The sequence below is a fragment of the Rhodococcus sp. ACS1 genome (genome assembly GCF_002300155.1).
Lineage (GTDB): Bacteria > Actinomycetota > Actinomycetes > Mycobacteriales > Mycobacteriaceae > Rhodococcus_F > Rhodococcus_F koreensis.
In genome coordinates, this window is the sequence record NZ_NSDZ01000004.1 from 1802773 (window position 1) to 1822329 (window position 19557).

The window sequence follows — 19557 nt, forward strand, 5'->3', positions numbered from 1 at the left end:
TCAGTGTTCGTGGGTGTGACCGCTGCGCGACAGCCGGTCGCGGGCGGCGCTGAACTTCCGTGCGACGGGCACACGGGTGGTGGCCCGGGCCAGGCCCATCACCGGTGTGCCGACGTAGATCGACTCGGCGCGGTCCACCGGATAGGTCTCGTGCCAGACGCCGACGGCACCGGGCGCCTTGCGGGCCCGCCGGTTGAACGCGGCCCAGGCCGGGCGGTGCTTCGCCTGACTGTCACTGGCGTAGGCGTACAACTTGTCGACGGAGTTCCAGTACTGAATCACCGTCGGTCCGCGCCCCTCGAATGTCAGGCGGTAACCCAGCAGACCCGAATCGGGGTCCTCCGAGAGTTCGCGCAGCATCTTCGGCATCGCGACGAGAGTGGGCAACCACAGGTCGGGCCGCCACGGCCGGTTGATGGTCATCCCGATCAGGAAGACCACCAGTTCGCCGTCGTAGTGGTGCGTCGAACGGGTGGGTTCGATCGTCGTCATCTGGCGCCTCCCAAGGTTGGATATTGGAACTATCTAATAATGGATAGTGTCAGTATCCAATGTCAAGGGTGCGGGCACACGAAAACCCGGACCGCGCAGAGCGCGACCCGGGTGGATGGTGCGGAGTGGATTACGGCAACGGGACCTGCGGTGTCACCGGCACGACCGCGGCGAGCGCGCGCTCGTGGGCGTCGGTGGACCATTCGGGTTCGGTCGTGATGTTCAGGTCCCCGACGATCGTGCCGAAGAGGTCGATGTCCGTGCTGTACAGGATCACCGCGTTGCGCTGCGAGTCCGTGAAGTTCGTGCCGGTGATGTTCGCGTCACTCAGGTCGGCGTGCGACAGATCCGCGGCCGCGAAGTTGGTGCCGGTGAGATTCGCCCGCTTCAAGTTCGCGCCCGCCAGGTCGGCGAAGCTCAGGTTCAGGCCCGCCAGGTTCGCGGAACTCAGATCGGCGCCCGGGCAGGTCGTGCGGTCCTCGGGGCTCGGATTCGCCACGATCCTGCAGCCGTTGATCTCGGTGAGAACGTCCGCCCCGGCCGTGCCTGCGCCCGCAGAAAGTGCGGCACCTCCGGCCAGCGCGACCGCGCCCAGCGCCCTGAAAATTGTCCTGCCCATGCCGGACCGCCCCCTCGCGTAGAACCTCAACCGTCATCGCCGAACTTAGTGCCGGCCGCCCTGCGCCGCACGGGGAACGGCGACACCGGCACGTTGAAGCGTAGACGGGTGGAGCGGTCGGTGATCGGCTACTCGCAGGCGATGCCGTCGTTGTCGCGGTCGAGGTGCGACGCGTAGCCGTCCTGTCCGCGGTAGATCGGAGCGGCGCCGGCGTTGCGGGCCTCGGTGCAGTTCTTGTAGCCCGCCCGCGGTGCGGGGGCCTGCGGTGCCGGAGCCACCTGCGGCGCGGGGGCTGCCTGCGGAGCCGGTGCGACCTGCGGTGCGGGAGCGGGTGCTGCCGGAGCGGCGGGTGCGGGCGGCAGGAGTGGGTTCACGGCGTCGGCCGATCCGCTCGGAATCAGGGACGCGATCTCCGGGGGAAGGAGATCGAAGATTGTCGCCGCCTGCGCGGAAGGTGCGGCCGCCATCGATATGGCGGCACAGCCGAGGATGCCGAGAACTAGCCGTCGAGCCTTCATATTTACCTCGTTCAGGGGTGGGGCAGGGCTTCCGCGGAATGGTCGAGAAATGCCACGGCGGCCAACTCATTCGGTGTAGTGGGAATAGTAGCCAACGGGTAACGAACTACGAAAGTCGTTGAAGCGCAATGTTCCTCTGTGTCATTCACGCGAATGACACAACCCTCGACCTGTACTTGAACAGAAAACTACCGAGAAGTTCGGATCAAGCACGATATGAGCCGGAGATATCCGTGTCGTCGATCAGAACGGTGAGAAACGCGCTCTATAGTCGCTCTGTGCTGTCATCTGCCTCCTCGACCATGACCCGGCCGGTGCGATTGCCGACAGGGCACCGCTGGCTTGTCGTAGACGTCGAGACCTCCGGTCTTCGTTCGTTCACGCACAGAGTGCTCAGCGTCGCGGCGTTGGCATTGCGTGAAGACGGTTCGGTGGAGCGAGAATTGGTGACTCTGCTCAACCCGGGCTGCGACCCGGGGCCGGTTCATATCCACAATCTCACGCCACAGCGTCTGGCGGGGGCACCTCGCTTCGAAGAGGTCGCGAAAGATCTGCTGGAGCTTCTCGACGGTCGGACGCTGGTCGCGCACAACGCGTCGTTCGATTACGGCTTCCTCGATGCCGAGATACGGCGGGCGGGGATGACGATGCCGACGCGGCAGCGGCTCTGCACCCTTGCTCTGTCGCGACGCCTCGAGATCGACGTCCCCAACCACAAGTTGTCCACTCTGGCTGCGCACTGGAAGGTTCGTCAGAACCGGGCACACGACGCCTACGACGATGCCCTCGTGCTGACGGAGGTCTTCGCGCACAGCGCCTCGCTGGCAGAGTCTCTCCGACTGCCTCTGCCTGTCGTCGGCTGCGCCGATCGGCGGGCGGTGTACCCGGATCGGATTCCGCGCGTGGAGTCTCCGTGGCGGAATCCGGGTCGACTCGACCCCGGGACCGGACTGGTCCAGGGCATGAAACTGGTCATCAGTGGCAGTACGGATGTTCCCCGTCTTGCGCTCGCCGCACGGCTGGCAGCCGCCGGCCTGGACGTCATGAATTCGGTCAGCCGCCAGACGAGTGTCGTCGTCTGCAACGATCCGCATTCGTCGAGTGCAAAGGCGCGGCGCGCCGTGGCGGACGGGATCCCGGTCCTGACCGAGTCGCAACTCGGCGAGATGTTGCAACATGTGATGCCGGGTGAGCCGAAGGCGGCCGCCACACCGTCCGAAGGCCGGAAGTATCGACCTCCGGAAACTGTCGCCTCCGAGAAACCCTGGCACGGAAGGAGAGTACTCATCGTCGGTGGCTCGCATTCGGACTCCGTTCTGATGCGCTCCCGAATCGTGCAGCTGGGTGCCAAGCCGTCGGTCAATCTCTCCGCGGGAGTCACCGATGTCCTCGTTCTCGATGGTGGCGAACTCGATCCCCGCATGGACCGAGTCTCGGCACGTCAGCTGCCGCTGCTCACCGCCACCGATGTGAACACCGCACTCGACCCGGCGGCACCACGCGACGAGGTGCCGCAAGTCGAGGCGGTGGCGTCCCTCGAACCGATCCGACCACAATGGGTTGCGCCGTTGCTCGCTCGCGGAGAGGTGATCGACCTGCCGCCGCAGACGACGTCGCTGACGGTCAACGCGTCGTGGCGCGCCCATGTCGAGGGCGACGCGTTCGACGTGGATGTGGTTGCGCTTCTTCTCGGCGAAGACGGCCGAGTCGGTTGCGACGAGGACTTCCTCTTCTACAACTCGCCGACGAGCGCGGACGGCACTGTGGAATTGTCCTGCGACGGCAGCAGCGAGCAGGGAGTTCGGATCGAATTGACTGCCCTGCACTCCGACTACCAGTGCGTGTCCGTATCCGCGGCGATCGGAGGCGATCGTACTTTCGGCGAACTAGGTCCGATCTCGGTGACCGTGGATGCTCCGGACCACACAATCGCACCGTTCGTACTGGACGCCGGCACGACCGAACGGACGATGCATTTCGCCGAGATCTACCGACGCGCCGGGCGGTGGCGCCTCCGCGCGGTGGGTCAGGGGTATGAATACGACCTCGCGACGCTCGCCACCGAGTACGGGGTGATGGTCGACGATTGAGGATCCCTCACCGTTCGGACCGGAGTGTGGCGCGGGCCGGGGGCGTCCGTCGGATTTGCACGTCGGGGAAGGTGGGGATCTCGAATCGGGTGTGGGTGAAGGGTTCGGTGCAGACGCGCTGGGCGTGTGCCGCGATCTCGCCGAGGGTGGTCACCCACATTCCGTCCATTGCCTTGACGTTCTCGACGAGCCGTTCCAGTGCTGCTGCTTTGGAGGGCCGTCCGGAGATGAACGGGTGGTTCGTGAGGACGAAGCACCCGCCTTCGGCGTGCTGGGCCTCCGCTTCCAGGGTCCACATCTCGAGGACCTTGGCGGGACTTTCGATGACGCCGCTGCCGGTGACACCCGGGTAGAACGCGTATTGTTCCCAGTCGTCGAGTGCCCAGTCGACGGGAATTTCGATCAGGGTCCGTCCCGATTCCGGGCTGGTCGCCATCAGGTAGGGTTCGTCGCCGTCGAGCAGGCTGGAGTCGTAGACGAAACCTCGTTCGGCGAGGAGTTCGGGTGTGTGCCAGTTCATTTCCCACCAGGGTGCGCGATAGCCGACGGGGCGGATGCCCGCGACCTCTTCGAGCGCGTCGAGTCCCCGGTCGAGGTAGCGTGCCTCGGTGGCCGCGTCGAGGCCCTTCATGGGTTCGTGCAGATACCCGTGGTGTCCGACCTCGTGGCCGCCGTCGATGATGGCGCGAACCGTGTCGGGATAACACTCGGCGGTGAATCCCGGCACGAAGAACGTCGCATGCACGCCCTGGCGCTCGAGCAGTCGCAGAATGCGGGGGACGCCGACGCGGGGCCCGTAGGACTGGTGGCTCATCAGCGACATTCGGTTCGCCGAGGTGGGATCGTGGGCGAGGACGCAGGATTCGGCATCGACGTCGAAAGTGAAGGCGGCGGCTGCGGTGTGGCCCTGCGGCCATGTGAAGTCGTTGTTCACGAGTGCTCCTGGTGTTAGGGGGTCAGTTGCCGGTGAGGACGTCGAGGGAGTCGGTGGTCGCGGCCGATCGTGTCGGGGATTGACCGGTGATGCGGTAAGGGCGGTGCGCGCGGGGGCCGAGGACTGCGTAGAGGGCGGCGGCGACTCCGCCACCTGCCAGCCAGGACAGGTCGAGCCCGCCGAGGGCGCGTGCCACGAAGCCCTGTGTGAGGCTCGTGGCGCCGTACATGAACAGCCACGTCGCGGCGATTCCGGCGACGAAGCATCCCATCGTGGTCCAGTTGACGTCGGGCAGTCGGCGAGATCCGATCGGGTCGAAGAGCCGGCGTGCGTCGATCTGTCGTTTCTCGACCCGGAAGTAGTGGACGAGCATGATGCCTGCCCAGCTCGCAATCCAGGCCACGATCGCCGCCAGCCACGTCTCCAGCACGGTGGCCAGGCTCGATTGGAAGATGAAGAAGACGACCACGACCAGGGCGAACATGCCGACCAGCAGGTTCAGCTTCCGGCGGTGCACCTTGATGTCGAGGGCCTGCGCGGCGACCGAGAACGTGTAGATGTTGAGGATGTTGGTGGCGATCGGCCCGTGAATGACGAGGAACAGCACCGGCAGCGCCAGCGCGCCGAAGTTCGACACGATCAGCTCACCCGGATCCACGGAACCGTTGGTCGTGGCGAGGCTCGCGCCGAGCACTCCGAGCCACACCACGGGAACGAACTGACCGAGGGTGCTGGTCAGGTACAGCTTGCGCCGCGACACCGTCCGGCTCACGAACCGTGAGTAGTCGCAGGCGTAGGTGAACCACGTGATTCCCCAGCCGATTCCGATCACGGTCATCACCGTCGACATGGCCGCGATCCGGGCGCCGCCGTGCAGGACTTCACCGGTGGGCCCGGCATACGACCAGTCGATGTCGAGGTGGAACCAGGCGACGACGGACATCAGAACCAGTACCGCCAGCGTCGGGGGAACGGTCCAGCGCTCGAATGCGGCGATGACGCGGTACCCGAACCATGCGATGGTCACCTGGATCGTCATGATGACCGCTCCGACGAGGACCTTCGCTGCCAGGTTCCGCTCGTGCGGGTCGACGAGGTCCAACTTGCCGAGCAGTGCCATGACCAGGTCGAGGACGATCCAGGTGTTCACGGCGCACCACCCGACCGCCAGGCAGGCCTGGATTGCGGCCGGCAGATACGCGCCGCGCCGGCCGAACGCCGCCCGCGACAACACCATGCCGGTGACGCCGGTACGCTGGCCGAGGAGAACGAAAACGCCGAAAAGTGCCATGCCGACGATGTTTCCGGCGACAAGAACGATGAGCGTGTCGCGGAGACCGAGTCCGAGACCGATGCCGAGAGCGCCGAGAACCCAGTTGATGGGCGCGATATTCGCCCCCGCCCAGATCCAGAACTGGCCGGAGACACGCGTCGTGCGTGCTTCCTCGGGGATGGGTTGCAGTACTTCTTCGAAGTCGTGGATGTGAGGACTGTCGGTGGGAATGTTCTTGACCATCGGACTCCCTTTGTGAGGCCATGTGGGCTTCCCATCTTCCGGTGCGTGACCCACATCACACCATTTACACTTTGCCAATAAAATCGGGTTGTCAACGAACGGAATGTCATGTCGCTGTCGTTAGCCGACGTCCTCGCGCACCCGAGCCTGGCTGCCGGACGCCCCGTCGTTCGCGTCGGCGCCCAGCTTCTGACGCAACCGGTGCGCTGGGTGCATTCGAGCGAAGTCATCGACATCGCGCACCTTCTTCGCGGCGGCGAACTGCTGCTGACCGCAGGGTTCGCGCTCGCGTCCGCCGATCCGGACCGACTGCGGCGTTACGTGCGTGAATTGTCGGCTCGCCGCGTCGCCGGAGTGGCCATCGAGACCGGGACGCAACTGCCGCGGATCCCCGCAGAACTGATCGAGGAGGCGTCGGCGGCGGGGTTGCCGGTGGTGGAGTTGCGGGGGGTCGTGCCGTTCGTCGAGGTGGCCGAGGCGATCAACGGCCTGCTGGTCAACGAATCGGTGCAGCGACTGCGTCGTGGTGACGCCGTCGCGCACGCGTTGTCGGAGGAACTGGCGCGCGGTGGCGGTCCCGACGAGTTGCTTGCGGTGCTCGCGCGACTCCTGCCCGGCGACGTAACCCTGCTCGACGCGGCCGGCGACGTGATCGCGGCCCTCGGGAACGGGATCGCCGCTCCCGCTGCAGATTCGGGGCTGTTCTCGGTACCGGTGGCGGTTCAAGGTGTCGGCGTCGCGACGCTCGTGGTGTCTCCGGACGACCCGGCCGATCACGTCACCGCGGAGGCGATCGTCGAGCGAGCGCCGGCAGCGCTGGCGATCTCGCTCCTGCGATCCTTTCCGCCGTCGGCCGCGGTCCGCGCCGCGCAGGCGTTGCTGCGGATCGCCGGCCAGCCGAATCCTGCGCCCGAGCGTCTCGTTGCGGCGGCCCGCGCGGCGGGGCTGGCCGACGGGGTGTCGTACGTCGGGGTCGTCGGCCGTTCGGTCGACGGTCCGGTGGCTCTCGCCGCTGTCGATGCGACGCTGCATCGGTACTCGGCCGGAACGGTGTCGTCCGTGGCCGGCGACGAGTTGCACGCGATCGTCGTTGTCCGGGCCGACGACCGGTCCGGGTCGTGCGCTGCGCTGGTCGCGTCGTTGCGCACGACGTCCCGGGCGGAGCAGGCTCGGGTGGCGGTGGGGCCGGTGGTCACCGGTCTGACCGGATTGCCCGGGACGCTGGCGGAGGCGCGGTTCGTGCTCGACCTCGCGGGCGATCTGGGCATCGCCGACACCGCGGTGGTCGCCGCGGACCTCGTTCTCGAACGCCTGGTCCGGCGGATCGACGATCCTGCGTTGCTGGCCGCGTTCGTCCGGGAAGTTCTCGGGCCGCTGCTCGCGGTGGGTGTGGAACGTGGTCGCCGCCTGATCGACACGTTGGACGTCTACCTGCAGTGCGGGTGCAACAAGACCGAGGCGGCGGCCCGGCTGCACGTGCAGCGCCAGACGCTGTACCAGCGGCTCGAGCAGATCTTCGCGCTGCTCGGCGAGGATCCGACGGGTTCGCCGCGGCTCGCTGCCCTGCACCTCGCGACGCGCCTCTACCTCGGTGGTGTGGTCGACTCGAACTGACAGTCTGCGGGGTTGCGGAACCCACGCAGCGGATCGTCTGTTGCAACAGGGTTGCATTCTCGTGAACTTCACCGGGAATCGCGCACGGAGGTGGCTCGATCTCCGATTTGACGCGTTTACTGCGGTTTCAGGTCCGATTCATCCTCGACAACCCCGATTCGATTGCAATGGCGACGTGATCCGTTGACATGTGACGGTGCGCACAATATCGTCACTAATCGAATTGCAGTTGCACTGACAGCAACAAATGCCATTCGTCGCAGTCGGCAGGCGCCGACGCCCCGAGAAGGAGTGGGCATGGCCCAAAACCTCAATTCCCCCTCAGCTGCGCAGCAAACGGACGAGGCCGGCGCGGTGAACCCCTCGCCCCGAGTGCTCCGGCGCGTCGTCGCTGCGAGCTTCGTCGGCAACTTCGTCGAATGGTTCGACTACGCCGTATACGGTTACCTCGCAACGGTTATCGCGGTGGTCTTCTTCCCCGAGGCCGCGCCCACGACGGGCCTGCTGGCCACGTTCGCCGTCTTCGCTATCTCGTTCGTCATCCGCCCGATCGGCGGCCTGGTCTGGGGTCACTTCGGGGACAAGATCGGCCGCCGCACCGCGCTGTCGCTGTCGATCCTCATCATGTCGGCGTCGACGTTCTGCATCGGCCTGATCCCCGGCTTCGATCAGATCGGGTACGTCGCGCCGGTCCTGCTGCTACTCGTCCGCATGGTGCAGGGATTCTCGGCCGCCGGCGAGTACGCGGGCGCCTCGGCGTTCCTCGCCGAATACGCCCCGGACCGCAAGCGCGGCCTCTTCACCAGTGTCGTGCCCGCGTCCACGGCCGCCGGACTGCTGTTCGGATCGCTGATCGCGGCACTGCTCACCGCGGTGCTCTCGACGGAACAGATCAACGGGTGGGGCTGGCGGCTGCCGTTCCTGCTCGCGGCGCCGATGGGTCTGATCGGCCGTTACATCCGGTTGAAGCTCGAGGACACCCCGAAGTTCCAGGAAATGGAACAGAAAGTGGAGGCCAACGCGCCGCTGTCGATCCTGTTCACCCATCATCGACGTGCGATCGTCATCGCGTTCGGGGTCACGTGCCTCAACGCGGTCGGCTTCTACCTGATTCTCAGCTACATGCCGACCTACCTGTCGGAGGTGTTGAACGTCGGGCACACGGCCTCGTTCGTCGCCGCGTCGATCGCCCTCGCCTGCTACATCGTCTTCATCTTCGGGATGGGTGCGCTCTCGGATCGATTCGGCCGCAAGCGAGTTCTCATAGGCGCGTCGATCTGCTTCGCCGTGTTCACCGTCCCGTTGTTCAGCGTGCTCGGGGCCGTCGGGATCGTGGGTGTCGTCGTCATCCAGATCGTGCTGTGCGCGTTCCTCACCATGAACGACGGCACCCTCCCGACCTTCCTGTCCGAGATCTTCCCCACCCAGGTCCGCTACAGCGGGTTCGCCTTCAGCTTCAACACCGCCAATGCCCTGTTCGGCGGCACCGCGCCGTTCGTCGCCACCCTACTGATCGAGATCACCGGCAGCCCACTGGCGCCCGCCTGGTATCTCGTCGCCGCAGCCCTCGTCGCGATGGGCTCGATGCTTATGGCCCGCGAAACCTCCCGTAGACCCCTGGCCGACGTCTGACCACCCGTACCTCCCACAGAAATGCGGCATCACGCGATGCCGCCGGCAATTCGAAAGGAACATCATGAACTTGGAGCGCATCAAGAGCATCCCGAACGGCGAGAAGGTCGTTCCCACGTTCTCCCCGGTGGAAATGGACCGCAGGCTCGTCGCGCTGCGTAAGCACATGGCGGACAACGGGGTCGGCGCCGTGCTGTTCACCAGCTACCACAACATCAACTACTACTCCGACTTCCTCTACACCGCGTTCGGCCGCCCCTACGCCCTCGTCGTCACCCAGGACAGCTCGACCACCGTGTCCGCCAACATCGACGCCGGCATGCCGTGGCGGCGCACGTTCGGCGAGAACGTCGTCTACACCGACTGGCGACGCGACAACTTCGAGTACGCAGTGCAGCAGGTGCTGGCGAACCAGGGTATCTCGCGCGGCACGCTCGGTGTCGAGGACGACCACCTCACCCCAGACCTGCGGTCCCGCGTCGCCGCGGTCCTGCCGGGAATGACGTTCACCGATGTCGCCAAGGCCACGATGCGGCACCGCATGGTGAAGTCGCCCGAGGAGATCGAACTGATCAAACACGGCGCCCGGATCGGCGACCTCGGCGGCGAGGCGATCCGCGACGCCGTCACGGAGGGCGTCCCGGAGTACGAGGTGGCGATTGCCGGGTCGAACGCGATGATCCGGGAGATCGCGGCCACCTTCCCGCACGCCGAACTGCGCGACACGTGGGTGTGGTTCCAGTCGGGTGTCAACACCGACGGTGCCCACAACTGGGCCACCAGCCGTCGCGTCGAGCGCGGAGACATCCTGTCGCTGAACTGTTTTCCGATGATCGCCGGCTACTACACGGCGCTCGAGCGCACGCTGTTCTACGGTGAGCCGTCGGCGGAACATCTGCGACTGTGGGAGGTCAACGTCAAGGTCCATCGCCGCGGCCTCGAGCTCATCAAGCCGGGCGCGGTCTGCAAGGACATCGCGGCCGAGCTGAACGAGATCTACGAGGCCGAGGGTCTGCTGCCGAACCGCACGTTCGGATACGGGCACTCCTTCGGCGTGCTCTCGCACTACTACGGGCGCGAGGCGGGCCTCGAGCTGCGCGAGGACATCGACACCGTCCTCGAACCTGGCATGGTCGTGTCGATGGAACCGATGATCATGGTTCCCGAGGGAATGCCTGGTGCCGGTGGCTACCGCGAACACGACATCCTGGTCGTCGGCGAGGACGACGCGGAGAACATCACCCGGTTCCCGTTCGGACCCGAACACAACATCCTCGGCGTCTGACCGGTACGCCGACCCTGCCGCAGGTGTGGCAGGGTCGGCAGAAGTACCAGCCGAGTCGAAGGAGCGCAGCGGACATGAGTGTGGACGACGTCGATCAGCTCGGCGATCAGAACGGTGACACGAAGCCGTCGCCGTCGGTTCTGCTCAACGGGCTGCGCGTTCTGGAGGCGTTCTCGATCACCGAACCGGTGCTCGGCGTCACCGAGATCGCGCGGAAGGTCGATCTGCACAAGAGCAGTGTGTCCCGGATGCTCGCGACCCTCGAGAAAGCGGGATACGTCGAACGGGAGGAGGGGACCGGGCGGTACCGGCTCGGTCTCGGCGTGATCGGCCTGGCCGGGCCGTTGCTGGCGAACCTCGACGTTCGGCGGGTGGCGCTGCCCGAACTCGAAGGCCTGACGCGGCGGACCGAGGAGACGAGTGCCCTGATGGTGTGGAACGGCCACGAATCCGTCGTCGTCGAACAGGTTCCGAGTCCCAAGCAGGTCAAGCACACGGCCGCGGTCGGCACGCGATACGACACGTATGCGAGTTCGTCGATCCAGGTCTTCCTGTCCGACATGCCGCGCGCCGAGGTGGAGCGGCTGTTCGAACGGCGGCTGCTGCTGGGGCCCGACGACGGCGACTCGGTGAGCGAGTACCTCGACGAACTGGGCGAGATCCGTGATCGCGGGTACGCCGTCAACGACGGCCGGACGTCGATCGAGGAGGTCGGCATCTCGGCGCCGGTTCACGACCACCGCGGCGTCCTCGTCGGCGCGGTGATGCTGTCCGCACCCCGTTTCCGGGTTCCCCACACCATGCTCGACTCGCTCGGCCGCACCGTCGCCGAGTCGGCCCGCACGGTGTCCGCGCGGCTCGGTGCACCTGCCGCGACGCGCGACTGACGACCCGATCTCCGGGTGTCCCCGCGGACTATCCTGGGTGGAGCGTGTCGGAGGTGGTGCAGGCCGATGGCGAACGACGATCCGTGGGCAACCCAGCGTCAGCCGGAGATCACGTCCGAGCTGGCAGCGGCAGGGTTCGACGATGCCGTGGAAATCGGCCGCGGCGGGTTCGGGGTCGTGTATCGCTGCCTGCAGGAAGATCTCGAGCGCACGGTCGCCGTCAAAGTCCTGACGTCGAACCTCGATCCCGACAACGTGACGAGGTTCGTGCGGGAGCAACGGGCGATGGGCCGGACGTCCGGGCACCCGAACATCGTCGCGGTCTACCAGGTCGGGGTCACCCGGAGCGGTCGCCCGTTTCTCGTCATGCCGTACCACTCGTTCGGTTCCCTCGACGCGCAGATCCGTCGTTCGGGCCCTCTCGGGTGGCAGGAGGTGCTGCGGCTCGGGATCAAGATCTCCGGCGCCCTCGAGACCGCGCACCGCGGTGGGATGCTGCACCGCGACGTCAAACCGGCGAACATCCTGCTCACCGAATACGACGAACCGCAGTTGACCGACTTCGGTATCGCCCGCGTCTCGGGTGGATTCGAGACGACGGCAGGGTCCATCACCGGCTCACCGGCGTTCACTGCGCCCGAGGTACTCGAAGGCAGGCCGCCGACGGTCGAGTCGGACGTCTACAGCCTCGGGTCCACGCTGTTCTGCGCGCTGACCGGTCATGCCGCGTACGAGCGCCGCAGCGGTGAACAGGTCGTCGGTCAGTTCCTGCGGATCTCCACGCAGGCGGTCCCCGACCTGCGGGACGCCGGAATCCCCGACGACGTGTGCAGCGCAGTCGAACATGCCATGGCCCGCGCGGTCGAGGACAGGCCGGGCGGTGCCGCCGACTTCGGCAACGAGCTCCGCGCCGTCGAGCGTCGCAACGGTGTGGCCGTCGACGACATGTACATCCCGATTCAGCGGGCGCCCGAGCAGCCGCACGATCATGCGGGCGAGTCCACCCCGTCCCGGCGCCCCGGGCTCCCATACAACGTGCGGACGCCGCCGACCCCGCCCGCGCCGGTGACGAAGTTCCGCCCACCCACGACTACCCGGCAGCTCGTGCCTCGCCGCCGGCTGCTCGCCGCTTTGCGCGCGGGACGGGACCGCAGGCTGACACTCGTCCACGCGCCTGCCGGGTTCGGCAAGAGCAGTCTCGTCGCCCAGTGGCGCGACGACCTGGTCGAGGCCGGGACCGCGGTCGCGTGGCTGACCGTGGACCGGGACGACAACAACGTGGTGTGGTTCCTCTCCCATCTGGTCGAGGCGATCCGGCGGGTCCGCCCGGACGTCGTCACCGACCTGGGGCAATCCCTGGAAGAGCACGGGGACGCGGTCGAACGGTTCGTCCTCACGTCGCTGATCAACCGGCTTCACGACAGCGCGGAGGCGCTCGTAGTCGTGATCGACGACTGGCATCGCATCTCCGACTCCGGGCCGATCGAGGCGATGACGTTCCTGCTCGACAACGGCTGTCACCACCTGAAGATCGTCGTCGCGAGCAGGAACAGGTCGGGGCTGCCCCTGAGCCGGATGCGGGTGCTCGACGAACTCAACGAAATAGCCTCCGAAGACCTGTGTTTCGACTTCGGTGAATCACAGAACTTCCTGGCGGACCGGGTGCAGGTTCCGCTGAAGGACACCGAGATCGAGCAACTCCGGGAATCGACCGACGGCTGGATCGCGGCACTGCAGCTGGCCTCACTGTCGTTGCGCGAAGCCGGGAGTCCGGAGAACCTGATCGAACAGCTGCGGACGGGGACCGACGCCATCGGTGAGTATCTCGCCGAGAACGTGCTCGACGCTCTCGAGCCGAACATGCTCGACTTCATGCTCACCACCTCGGTCCCCGACAAGGTGTGCGGCGACCTGGCGTCGGCGCTGGGCGGTGTGCGGGACGGGCAGGCGAGACTCGAGCAGGTCGCCGCACGCGATCTGTTCCTCGGCAGGACGGGGGACGACCGTCAGTGGTATCGCTACCATCACCTGTTCGCCCAGATCCTTCATCAGCGCCTCGAGCGGGATCACCCCGGGCGCATCACCGATCTGCACCGCCGGGCGTACGACTGGTTCCGGGAGCGGCACCTGCTGGGCGAGGCCGTCGACCACATCCTCGCGGCCGGTGAACCGCAGCGAGCGGTGGAACTGCTCGAGGAGGACGACCTCTACCTCCTCGATCGGTCGCAGATGTCGACGCTGCTCGGCCTGATCGGGAAACTGCCCGCCGACCTGGTGGCCGCCAGCCCGCGGCTGCAGCTCACCATCGGATGGGCGAACTGCGAACTCCAGCGACTCGAACTCGCGCAGGCCGCCCGAACCCGCGCACTCGAGCAGATCGACGCCGGGGAGATGTCCGAGAGCGCCGCCCAGCTCCGGGTGGAAGCGGATGTCCTGCAGGCCGACATCGAGGCGACCGCCGACCGCATCGAGGGTGTGCGCGAGCTCGTCGCCGAGTGCCTCGCCCGTCCCACGGAGTATCACCCCTTCGTGGTGTCGATGGCCGCTCTCATCGAGACGTTCGTGGACACGTGTGAATTCCGGTTCGAGGACGCGTACCGCAGGCAGAGCTGGGCGGCCCCGTACCACCGGCAGAACACGGGGCCGTACTCCGTCGCGTACGGGTACTGTTTTGCCGGGCTCGCGAAGTTCGAACAGCTCGACGTCGGCGGTGCCATGGAGCTGTACCGCAAGGCGTGCCGGCTGGTCCGGGAGGCGGAGAATACGCAGTCGCAGCATGCGCGGCTCACGCGTACGCTTCTCGCCGAAGTCCACTACGAGCAGGGCCGGATCGACGAAGCGGACGAGTTGCTCAACGAGACGTTCGACCCCGCCGCGCTCGGTGGCGCAGCGGATTTCATGATCCGGCACTACTGCCTCAGGGCGCGGATCATGGCGTTGCGTGGCGATCCCGGCGCCGCGGCACGACAGCTCGACGAGGGGGTTCGGACTGCCGAGACGTTCTCCCTGCCTCGTCTGCGGGCCGCCGTCGACAACGAGCGGGTGCGGATCGGGCTGCCCCCGGCGCCCGGGTTCGTGCCCGTCACGCGCGAGACCCGGCGTACCCCGACGGACGGGCTCGACCTGGCGACGGCGCAGCTCGAGGAAGAGGCGGCCATCATGTTGCTCGAGGCGCAGGGCGATTCGGCGGCCGCGGATCGGGCGTGCGAGTGGGCGAACGACTGGGTGCGGCAACTCGACGGCACCGGGCGGCGCCGGGCCGGGCTGCAGGCGGTCCGGTTGCTGGTGTCGTGTCTCTGGGCGGCCGGACGTCGCGAGGAGGCGCAGGCGACGCTTCTTCCCGCGGCAGTGGAGTGCGCTCGGCACGAACTGATCCGATTCCTACCCGACGGCGGCCCGAACGTCGTCGCAGCGCTGTCGGCGCTGCGGGAGAGCGGTCATCAGGGCCTGCCGCGGACGTTCACCGATGCAGTGCTCGCGGCAGTCCACTAGCGCCCTCCGGCGAACAGAGGCGCCACGGTTCCAGCAGGGTTTCGTAGTGTGCCCTGGTGAAATCGTGTGTTCCGACGAGATCCGACACCGCGTGCGCAGCCGCCGCGTCGCGCACGGCGGTCGCGAGATCGGCACGCATCCGCTCGTCCTCGCGCAGGGTCACCCCGTCCATGTAGTGGCGTTCCCACGCGGCGTCCTGGGCGCGGTACCAGGACCTGATCCGGCCGGCTTCCGACGCCGCGTCTCGTGCGCAGATCCAGGCGCCGAGCCGCCGGCGGCCGTCGACGGCGCTGCTCGTCCGCGTCAGTGCTCCGAACTGTTCGTCGACGAGTGCTGCCGCATCGACGGCGTGCCGCACGACGTCCTCCCAGTTCGGACCGAAGGCCTGTTCGCATTCGTCCTCGGTCACGGTGAACGAGTCGAGGGCGGACAGCGCGTCGTCCAGCACATCGAGGCGGAGAAGGTACGAGTCCGGCAGGGCGCTTCGGCTCAGTAACTGGAATGCCACGAACGCGTCGCCGCGCACCGGCGCGCAATGCACGAGAATGTCGAGCACCGACAGTCGGGTTTCCGGCGCGTACGCGCCGCGCGCCGGAACCGGGTGCTGCCGGATGAAATGAGCGGCGCGGGCCGGGAGAAGTCGAAGTTCGTCTGTGATCATGTCAGCACTCGACGTAGTTGACGGGGACGTTGACGGCGAGACCGCCGGTGGACGTCTCCTTGTACTTCGACAGCATGTCAGCGCCGGTCGAGCGCATCGTCTCGATCACCTGGTCCAGGCTTACGCGGTGGGTCCCGTCGCCGCGCAGGGCCATCCGGGCGGCGTTGATGGCCTTGCCTGCCGAGATCGCGTTCCGTTCGATGCACGGAATCTGGACGAGGCCTTCGATGGGGTCGCAGGTGAGGCCGAGGCTGTGTTCCATGGCGATCTCCGCGGCGTTCTCCACCTGTTCCGGTGTGCCGCCGAGGATCTCGGCCAGTCCTGCGGCGGCCATCGACGCCGCCGAGCCCACCTCGCCCTGGCAGCCGACTTCGGCGCCCGAGATCGACGCCCGCTCCTTGTACAGGGATCCGACCGCGCCGGCCGCGAGGAGGAACCGGACCGCGGTCTCGTCGGGGTCGGCCCGGCCGGCGGGCGTGTAGTGGACGGCGTAGTGCAGGACGGCGGGGATGATGCCCGCGGCGCCGTTGGTGGGGGCGGTGACGATGCGCCCACCCGAGGCGTTCTCCTCGTTGACCGCGAGCGCGACGAGGTTGACCCAGTCCTCCGCGAACGCGGGATCACGATGGGGGTCTTCCTGATCGAGCCGGAGATACCAGTCACGGGCGCGCCGCCGGACGCGCAGCGCACCGGGAAGGAGTCCGTCGCGGGAGATGCCGCGTCGCTCGCACTCGACCATGACGTCGCGGATGTGGAGCAGCCGGTCGCGGATCTCCGCGGCCGCGCGGGTTTCGCTTTCGAACTCGAGCATGACCTGGCTGACGCGGCATCCGTGCCGCGCGCAGATGTCGAGGAGTTCCTTCGCGGACCCGAACGACGACCCGCTCGCCGGCGTCGGCCGGTGTTCCGTGCTCTCGGCTTCGGTGACCACGAACCCGCCACCGATCGAGAAGTACGTCTCCCGATGGATTTCCACGTTCCCGGCCGCATAGGCCGTCACCGTCATCCCGTTCGGGTGGAACGGCAGGATCGTCAGCGGATGAAGCACGATCTCGTCCTCGGCCAGCGCGATGTGGTGCGAACCGCCGAGCGCGATGCGCCGCGTGGTCCGCATCGCCTCGAGTCGCTGCTCCATCTCCTCGGTTTCGATCGTCTCGGGCCGATACCCCTCGAGGCCGAGCAGGACTGCGGACATCGTCCCGTGGCCGGCGCCGGTCGCGGCGAGCGAGCCGTACAGGTCGACGCGGACGCCGGTGACGTCCTCGAACGCGCCGAGCGTGTGCAGGTCGGACACGAAACGCGCGGCCGCGCGCATGGGTCCGACGGTATGAGAACTCGAGGGGCCGACACCGACGGAGAACAGGTCGAACACGCTGATGGTCACAGGGTCACCGTCTCGTTGAGTTCGGTCGCGTACTGCGCGGGGGTCAGGAGGCCGTACGTGGACGACGACGGCACCGGCAGGATGGCGAACAACCATCCGGCGTGGAACGGATCTTCGGCGACGAGCGCCGGATCAGCGGTGGCGTCGCGGTTCGTCATCGTGATCAGACCGCCGATCGGGGCGTACACCGTGATGGCCGTCCGCGCCGACGACCAGATCACAGCGCAGGGGGAACCCGCGTCGACAGTGCTTCGCACGGCAGGCAGGTCCACTCCGACCACGTCGATGTCGTCGAGTGCGCGGTCGGTGACGCCTGCGCGCAAGGGGAAATCGGAAAAGTTCGCACCCGGCGTCAGCGCCACCCAGCTGTGTGTGGCCGTATACCGTCGGTCCGAGGGAATCTTACGAGCTCTCATGCCTTTTCCTTTGACAGTCGGGCCTTGCGGTCGCGGACCACTCGTCTGCGATCCAACAGATTCGAAATTGATATATCAGTCAGTGCAATAACGGTAGGTCAGTATGCGACATGGGTCAAGAGGGGATCGGGAAAACGTTGGGAAATGTGGCGGCTACGGCCGGAGCGTCGCGGGCAGCACACCTTTGAGAGAACTCATCACGACGAGGGCATCGGCACCCCGGAGGTCGCTCGGCGTCAGCATGTGCTCGTGCATCAACCCGCGGTCCAGCTGCCACGACCGCTCGACACCCGGCAGACATCCCGACGACAACGGCGGCGTCCACCAGGCGCCGTCGATCCGGGCGGCGAGGTTCGCGATCGTGGTCTCGGTGACATGCCCGAATTCGTTGACCAGCACGACGTCGTCGGCATCGGGATTGCGGTGACGCCTGCGGTCGTACCGCTCGCGCAACGTCGTCTTGTGCCCGAGGAGGATGTCGAGGGAATCGACGGGCTCGTCGTCGAGGACGAGGGATACACAGGCAGGCGCGACCGGGGGAGCGAAGACGTCGACGTCCACGCCGCCGTCGCGGTGCAGGCGCACCCGGACCCGGGCCGCTCCGGCGCACGACAGCTGGTGCGCGAGGTGGCGCCGGACCTCTCGTTCCCCGAACTCGTACCCGAGGACCGCCGCGGAACGGGCCAGACGCGACAGGTGACGGTCGAGATGCCGCAAGCCCGTGCGGGGATCGTGATACATCGTCTCCATCAGCTGAACCTCAGCTGTGTCGATCGTCGCGAGCCCCACTGCGGCGGACACGGAAGTGTTCACAGGGCGGAGTCTCGATTCGGCGCGTGACTGGAGGTGGCGGGACCACGATATACGAGTGCGCGGAGCACCGCGACGGCGTCGACCGTCTCCGCGACGTCGTGGACGCGGAGGATGGCGGCGCCGTTCTGGGCGGCGATGAGGGCTGCAGCGACGGATGCGGCCTGGCGGTGGTCGACGTCGCGGCCGGTGATGGCGCCGAGCATGCCTTTGCGGGAGAGTCCGGCCATGACGGGGAGGCCGATCTCGGTGATCTGCCGGAGTTCGCTGAGTAGTTGAAGGTTGTGGGTGAGGGTTTTGCCGAATCCGAAGCCCGGGTCGAGCAGGATGTGCTCGGACGGGATGCCGGCGGTCAGACACGCCTCGATCCGGGTGAGGAGGAAGCGTCGGACCTCGTGTACGACGTTCCGGTATCGGGGTGCGTGCTGCATGGTGGTGGGGTCGCCGAGCATGTGCATGAGGCAGACCGGGACCTGCAGGTCGGCGGCGGTGTGCAGGGCGCCGGGGAGCTGGAGGGCGCGGACGTCGTTGATGAGGGTGGCGCCGGCGGCGACGGCGGCGCGCATCACCTCGGGGCGGGAGGTGTCGACGGAGATGGGGACCGTGGTGTGCCGGGCGAGTGCCTCGATGACGGGGATGACGCGGGCGATTTCGTCGGCGACCGGTGGTGGGGTGGATCCGGGGCGGGTGGATTCGCCTCCGATGTCGAGGAGGTCGGCGCCGTCGGCGACGAGTGACAGTGCGTGGTCGATGGCGTGGTGGTGGTCGGTGTAACGGCCGCCGTCGGAGAAGGAGTCGGGGGTGACGTTGACGATGCCGCAGACCAGGGGGGTGTGGCGGGTGAGGGCGGCGAGCAGCCGGTGGGGGCCGGTGGCGGTGAGAGTGGGGGACGGCATCGGGGTGCACCTCCTTGTGGGTGGAAATCGGCCCCGGGGGACGGCGCCATGTCGTCCCCCGGGGCCGAGGATTGCCTTCGTTGCCGCGTTTATTCGGGGCGGGTTCCGTATTCTTCGGCGGCGTCGATGAGCCACGCCGCGAGGTAGCGGGCGAAGGAGGCTCGTACCAGGATGCGGTAGTCGGTGCCGGTGTCGTCGAGTGCGGTGAGGATGACGCCGGCGAGTCCGAGCATCGTCTGCACGGCGGTTCCGGGGCGGAACACGGTGGGGTGCAGGTCGATCGAGCAGCCCTTCGCGAGGATGTCGCGGGC

The 19557-nt window shown here is 67.1% G+C and carries 17 protein-coding genes; 6 read left to right on the forward strand and 11 right to left on the reverse strand.

Going from position 1 to position 19557, the window contains the following annotated elements; translation table 11 throughout:
• The 3 genes from CJ179_RS20630 to CJ179_RS20640 form a co-directional block, all read right to left on the reverse strand.
• Complete coding sequence (locus tag CJ179_RS20630; protein WP_095862630.1) at positions 1-492, reverse strand: DUF4188 domain-containing protein; 492 nt, start codon at positions 490-492, stop codon at positions 1-3.
• Between the two features lie 130 nt (positions 493-622).
• Positions 623-1111 (reverse strand): pentapeptide repeat-containing protein, encoded by a 489-nt coding sequence (locus tag CJ179_RS20635; RefSeq protein WP_095862631.1) that lies wholly within the window; start codon positions 1109-1111, stop codon positions 623-625.
• A gap of 128 nt (positions 1112-1239) precedes the next feature.
• On the reverse strand, positions 1240-1629 hold the full coding sequence (locus CJ179_RS20640; protein ID WP_095862632.1) for an excalibur calcium-binding domain-containing protein: 390 nt from the start codon (positions 1627-1629) through the stop codon (positions 1240-1242).
• Between the two features lie 302 nt (positions 1630-1931).
• Between CJ179_RS20640 and CJ179_RS20645 the strand changes: the two genes are divergently transcribed.
• Entirely contained in the window at positions 1932-3719 is a 1788-nt protein-coding gene (locus CJ179_RS20645; protein WP_095862633.1) for a TerD family protein, read from the forward strand.
• A gap of 7 nt (positions 3720-3726) precedes the next feature.
• Here CJ179_RS20645 and CJ179_RS20650 read toward each other — a convergent pair whose 3' ends face one another.
• The gene (locus CJ179_RS20650) at positions 3727-4653 is read right to left on the reverse strand and encodes a polysaccharide deacetylase (RefSeq protein WP_095862634.1); all 927 of its coding nucleotides are present in this window, start codon (positions 4651-4653) and stop codon (positions 3727-3729) included.
• Positions 4654-4675: 22 nt separating this feature from the next.
• Positions 4676-6169: a cytosine permease gene (locus CJ179_RS20655; protein WP_095862635.1), complete on the reverse strand. Its 1494-nt coding sequence runs from the start codon at positions 6167-6169 to the stop codon at positions 4676-4678.
• A 108-nt stretch (positions 6170-6277) separates the two neighbouring features.
• On the opposite strand from CJ179_RS20655, the gene CJ179_RS20660 reads away from it, so the two are divergent.
• The 5 genes from CJ179_RS20660 to CJ179_RS20680 all read left to right on the forward strand — a co-directional run bounded on the left by CJ179_RS20660 (position 6278) and on the right by CJ179_RS20680 (position 15079).
• Positions 6278-7783 carry a PucR family transcriptional regulator gene (locus tag CJ179_RS20660; RefSeq protein WP_095862636.1) on the forward strand — a complete coding sequence of 502 codons (1506 nt, stop codon included), beginning with the start codon at positions 6278-6280 and terminating at the stop codon, positions 7781-7783.
• 297 nt (positions 7784-8080) lie between these two features.
• A complete protein-coding gene (locus CJ179_RS20665) occupies positions 8081-9415 on the forward strand; it encodes an MFS transporter (RefSeq protein WP_072940358.1) in 1335 nt (444 codons plus the stop codon).
• Between the two features lie 64 nt (positions 9416-9479).
• Positions 9480-10700, forward strand: a complete 1221-nt coding sequence (locus tag CJ179_RS20670) for a M24 family metallopeptidase (protein ID WP_072940359.1) — start codon at positions 9480-9482, stop codon at positions 10698-10700.
• 74 nt (positions 10701-10774) lie between these two features.
• The gene (locus CJ179_RS20675; protein WP_095862637.1) at positions 10775-11587 is read left to right on the forward strand and encodes an IclR family transcriptional regulator; all 813 of its coding nucleotides are present in this window, start codon (positions 10775-10777) and stop codon (positions 11585-11587) included.
• A 66-nt stretch (positions 11588-11653) separates the two neighbouring features.
• Complete coding sequence (locus CJ179_RS20680) at positions 11654-15079, forward strand: serine/threonine-protein kinase (protein WP_095862638.1); 3426 nt, start codon at positions 11654-11656, stop codon at positions 15077-15079.
• Here the strand turns inward: CJ179_RS20680 and CJ179_RS20685 are convergent.
• The 6 genes from CJ179_RS20685 to CJ179_RS20710 form a co-directional block, all read right to left on the reverse strand.
• Positions 15048-15740: a hypothetical protein gene (locus CJ179_RS20685; protein WP_095862639.1), complete on the reverse strand. Its 693-nt coding sequence runs from the start codon at positions 15738-15740 to the stop codon at positions 15048-15050. The two genes, CJ179_RS20680 and CJ179_RS20685, sit on opposite strands and share 32 nt — an antisense overlap.
• A 1-nt stretch (position 15741) precedes the next feature.
• Complete coding sequence (locus tag CJ179_RS20690; protein WP_095862640.1) at positions 15742-17124, reverse strand: L-serine ammonia-lyase; 1383 nt, start codon at positions 17122-17124, stop codon at positions 15742-15744.
• Positions 17121-17540, reverse strand: a complete 420-nt coding sequence (locus tag CJ179_RS20695; protein ID WP_072940372.1) for a glycine cleavage system protein H — start codon at positions 17538-17540, stop codon at positions 17121-17123. Before CJ179_RS20695 ends, CJ179_RS20690 begins: the two co-directional genes overlap by 4 nt.
• 153 nt (positions 17541-17693) lie before the next feature.
• Positions 17694-18353, reverse strand: a complete 660-nt coding sequence (locus tag CJ179_RS20700; protein ID WP_095862641.1) for an aminotransferase class IV — start codon at positions 18351-18353, stop codon at positions 17694-17696.
• The gene (gene folP / locus CJ179_RS20705) at positions 18350-19246 is read right to left on the reverse strand and encodes a dihydropteroate synthase (RefSeq protein WP_095862642.1); all 897 of its coding nucleotides are present in this window, start codon (positions 19244-19246) and stop codon (positions 18350-18352) included. Before folP ends, CJ179_RS20700 begins: the two co-directional genes overlap by 4 nt.
• Positions 19247-19335: 89 nt before the next feature.
• A partial coding sequence (locus CJ179_RS20710) for a sarcosine oxidase subunit gamma family protein (RefSeq protein WP_306454246.1) occupies positions 19336-19557 on the reverse strand: 222 nt, incomplete at its 5' end.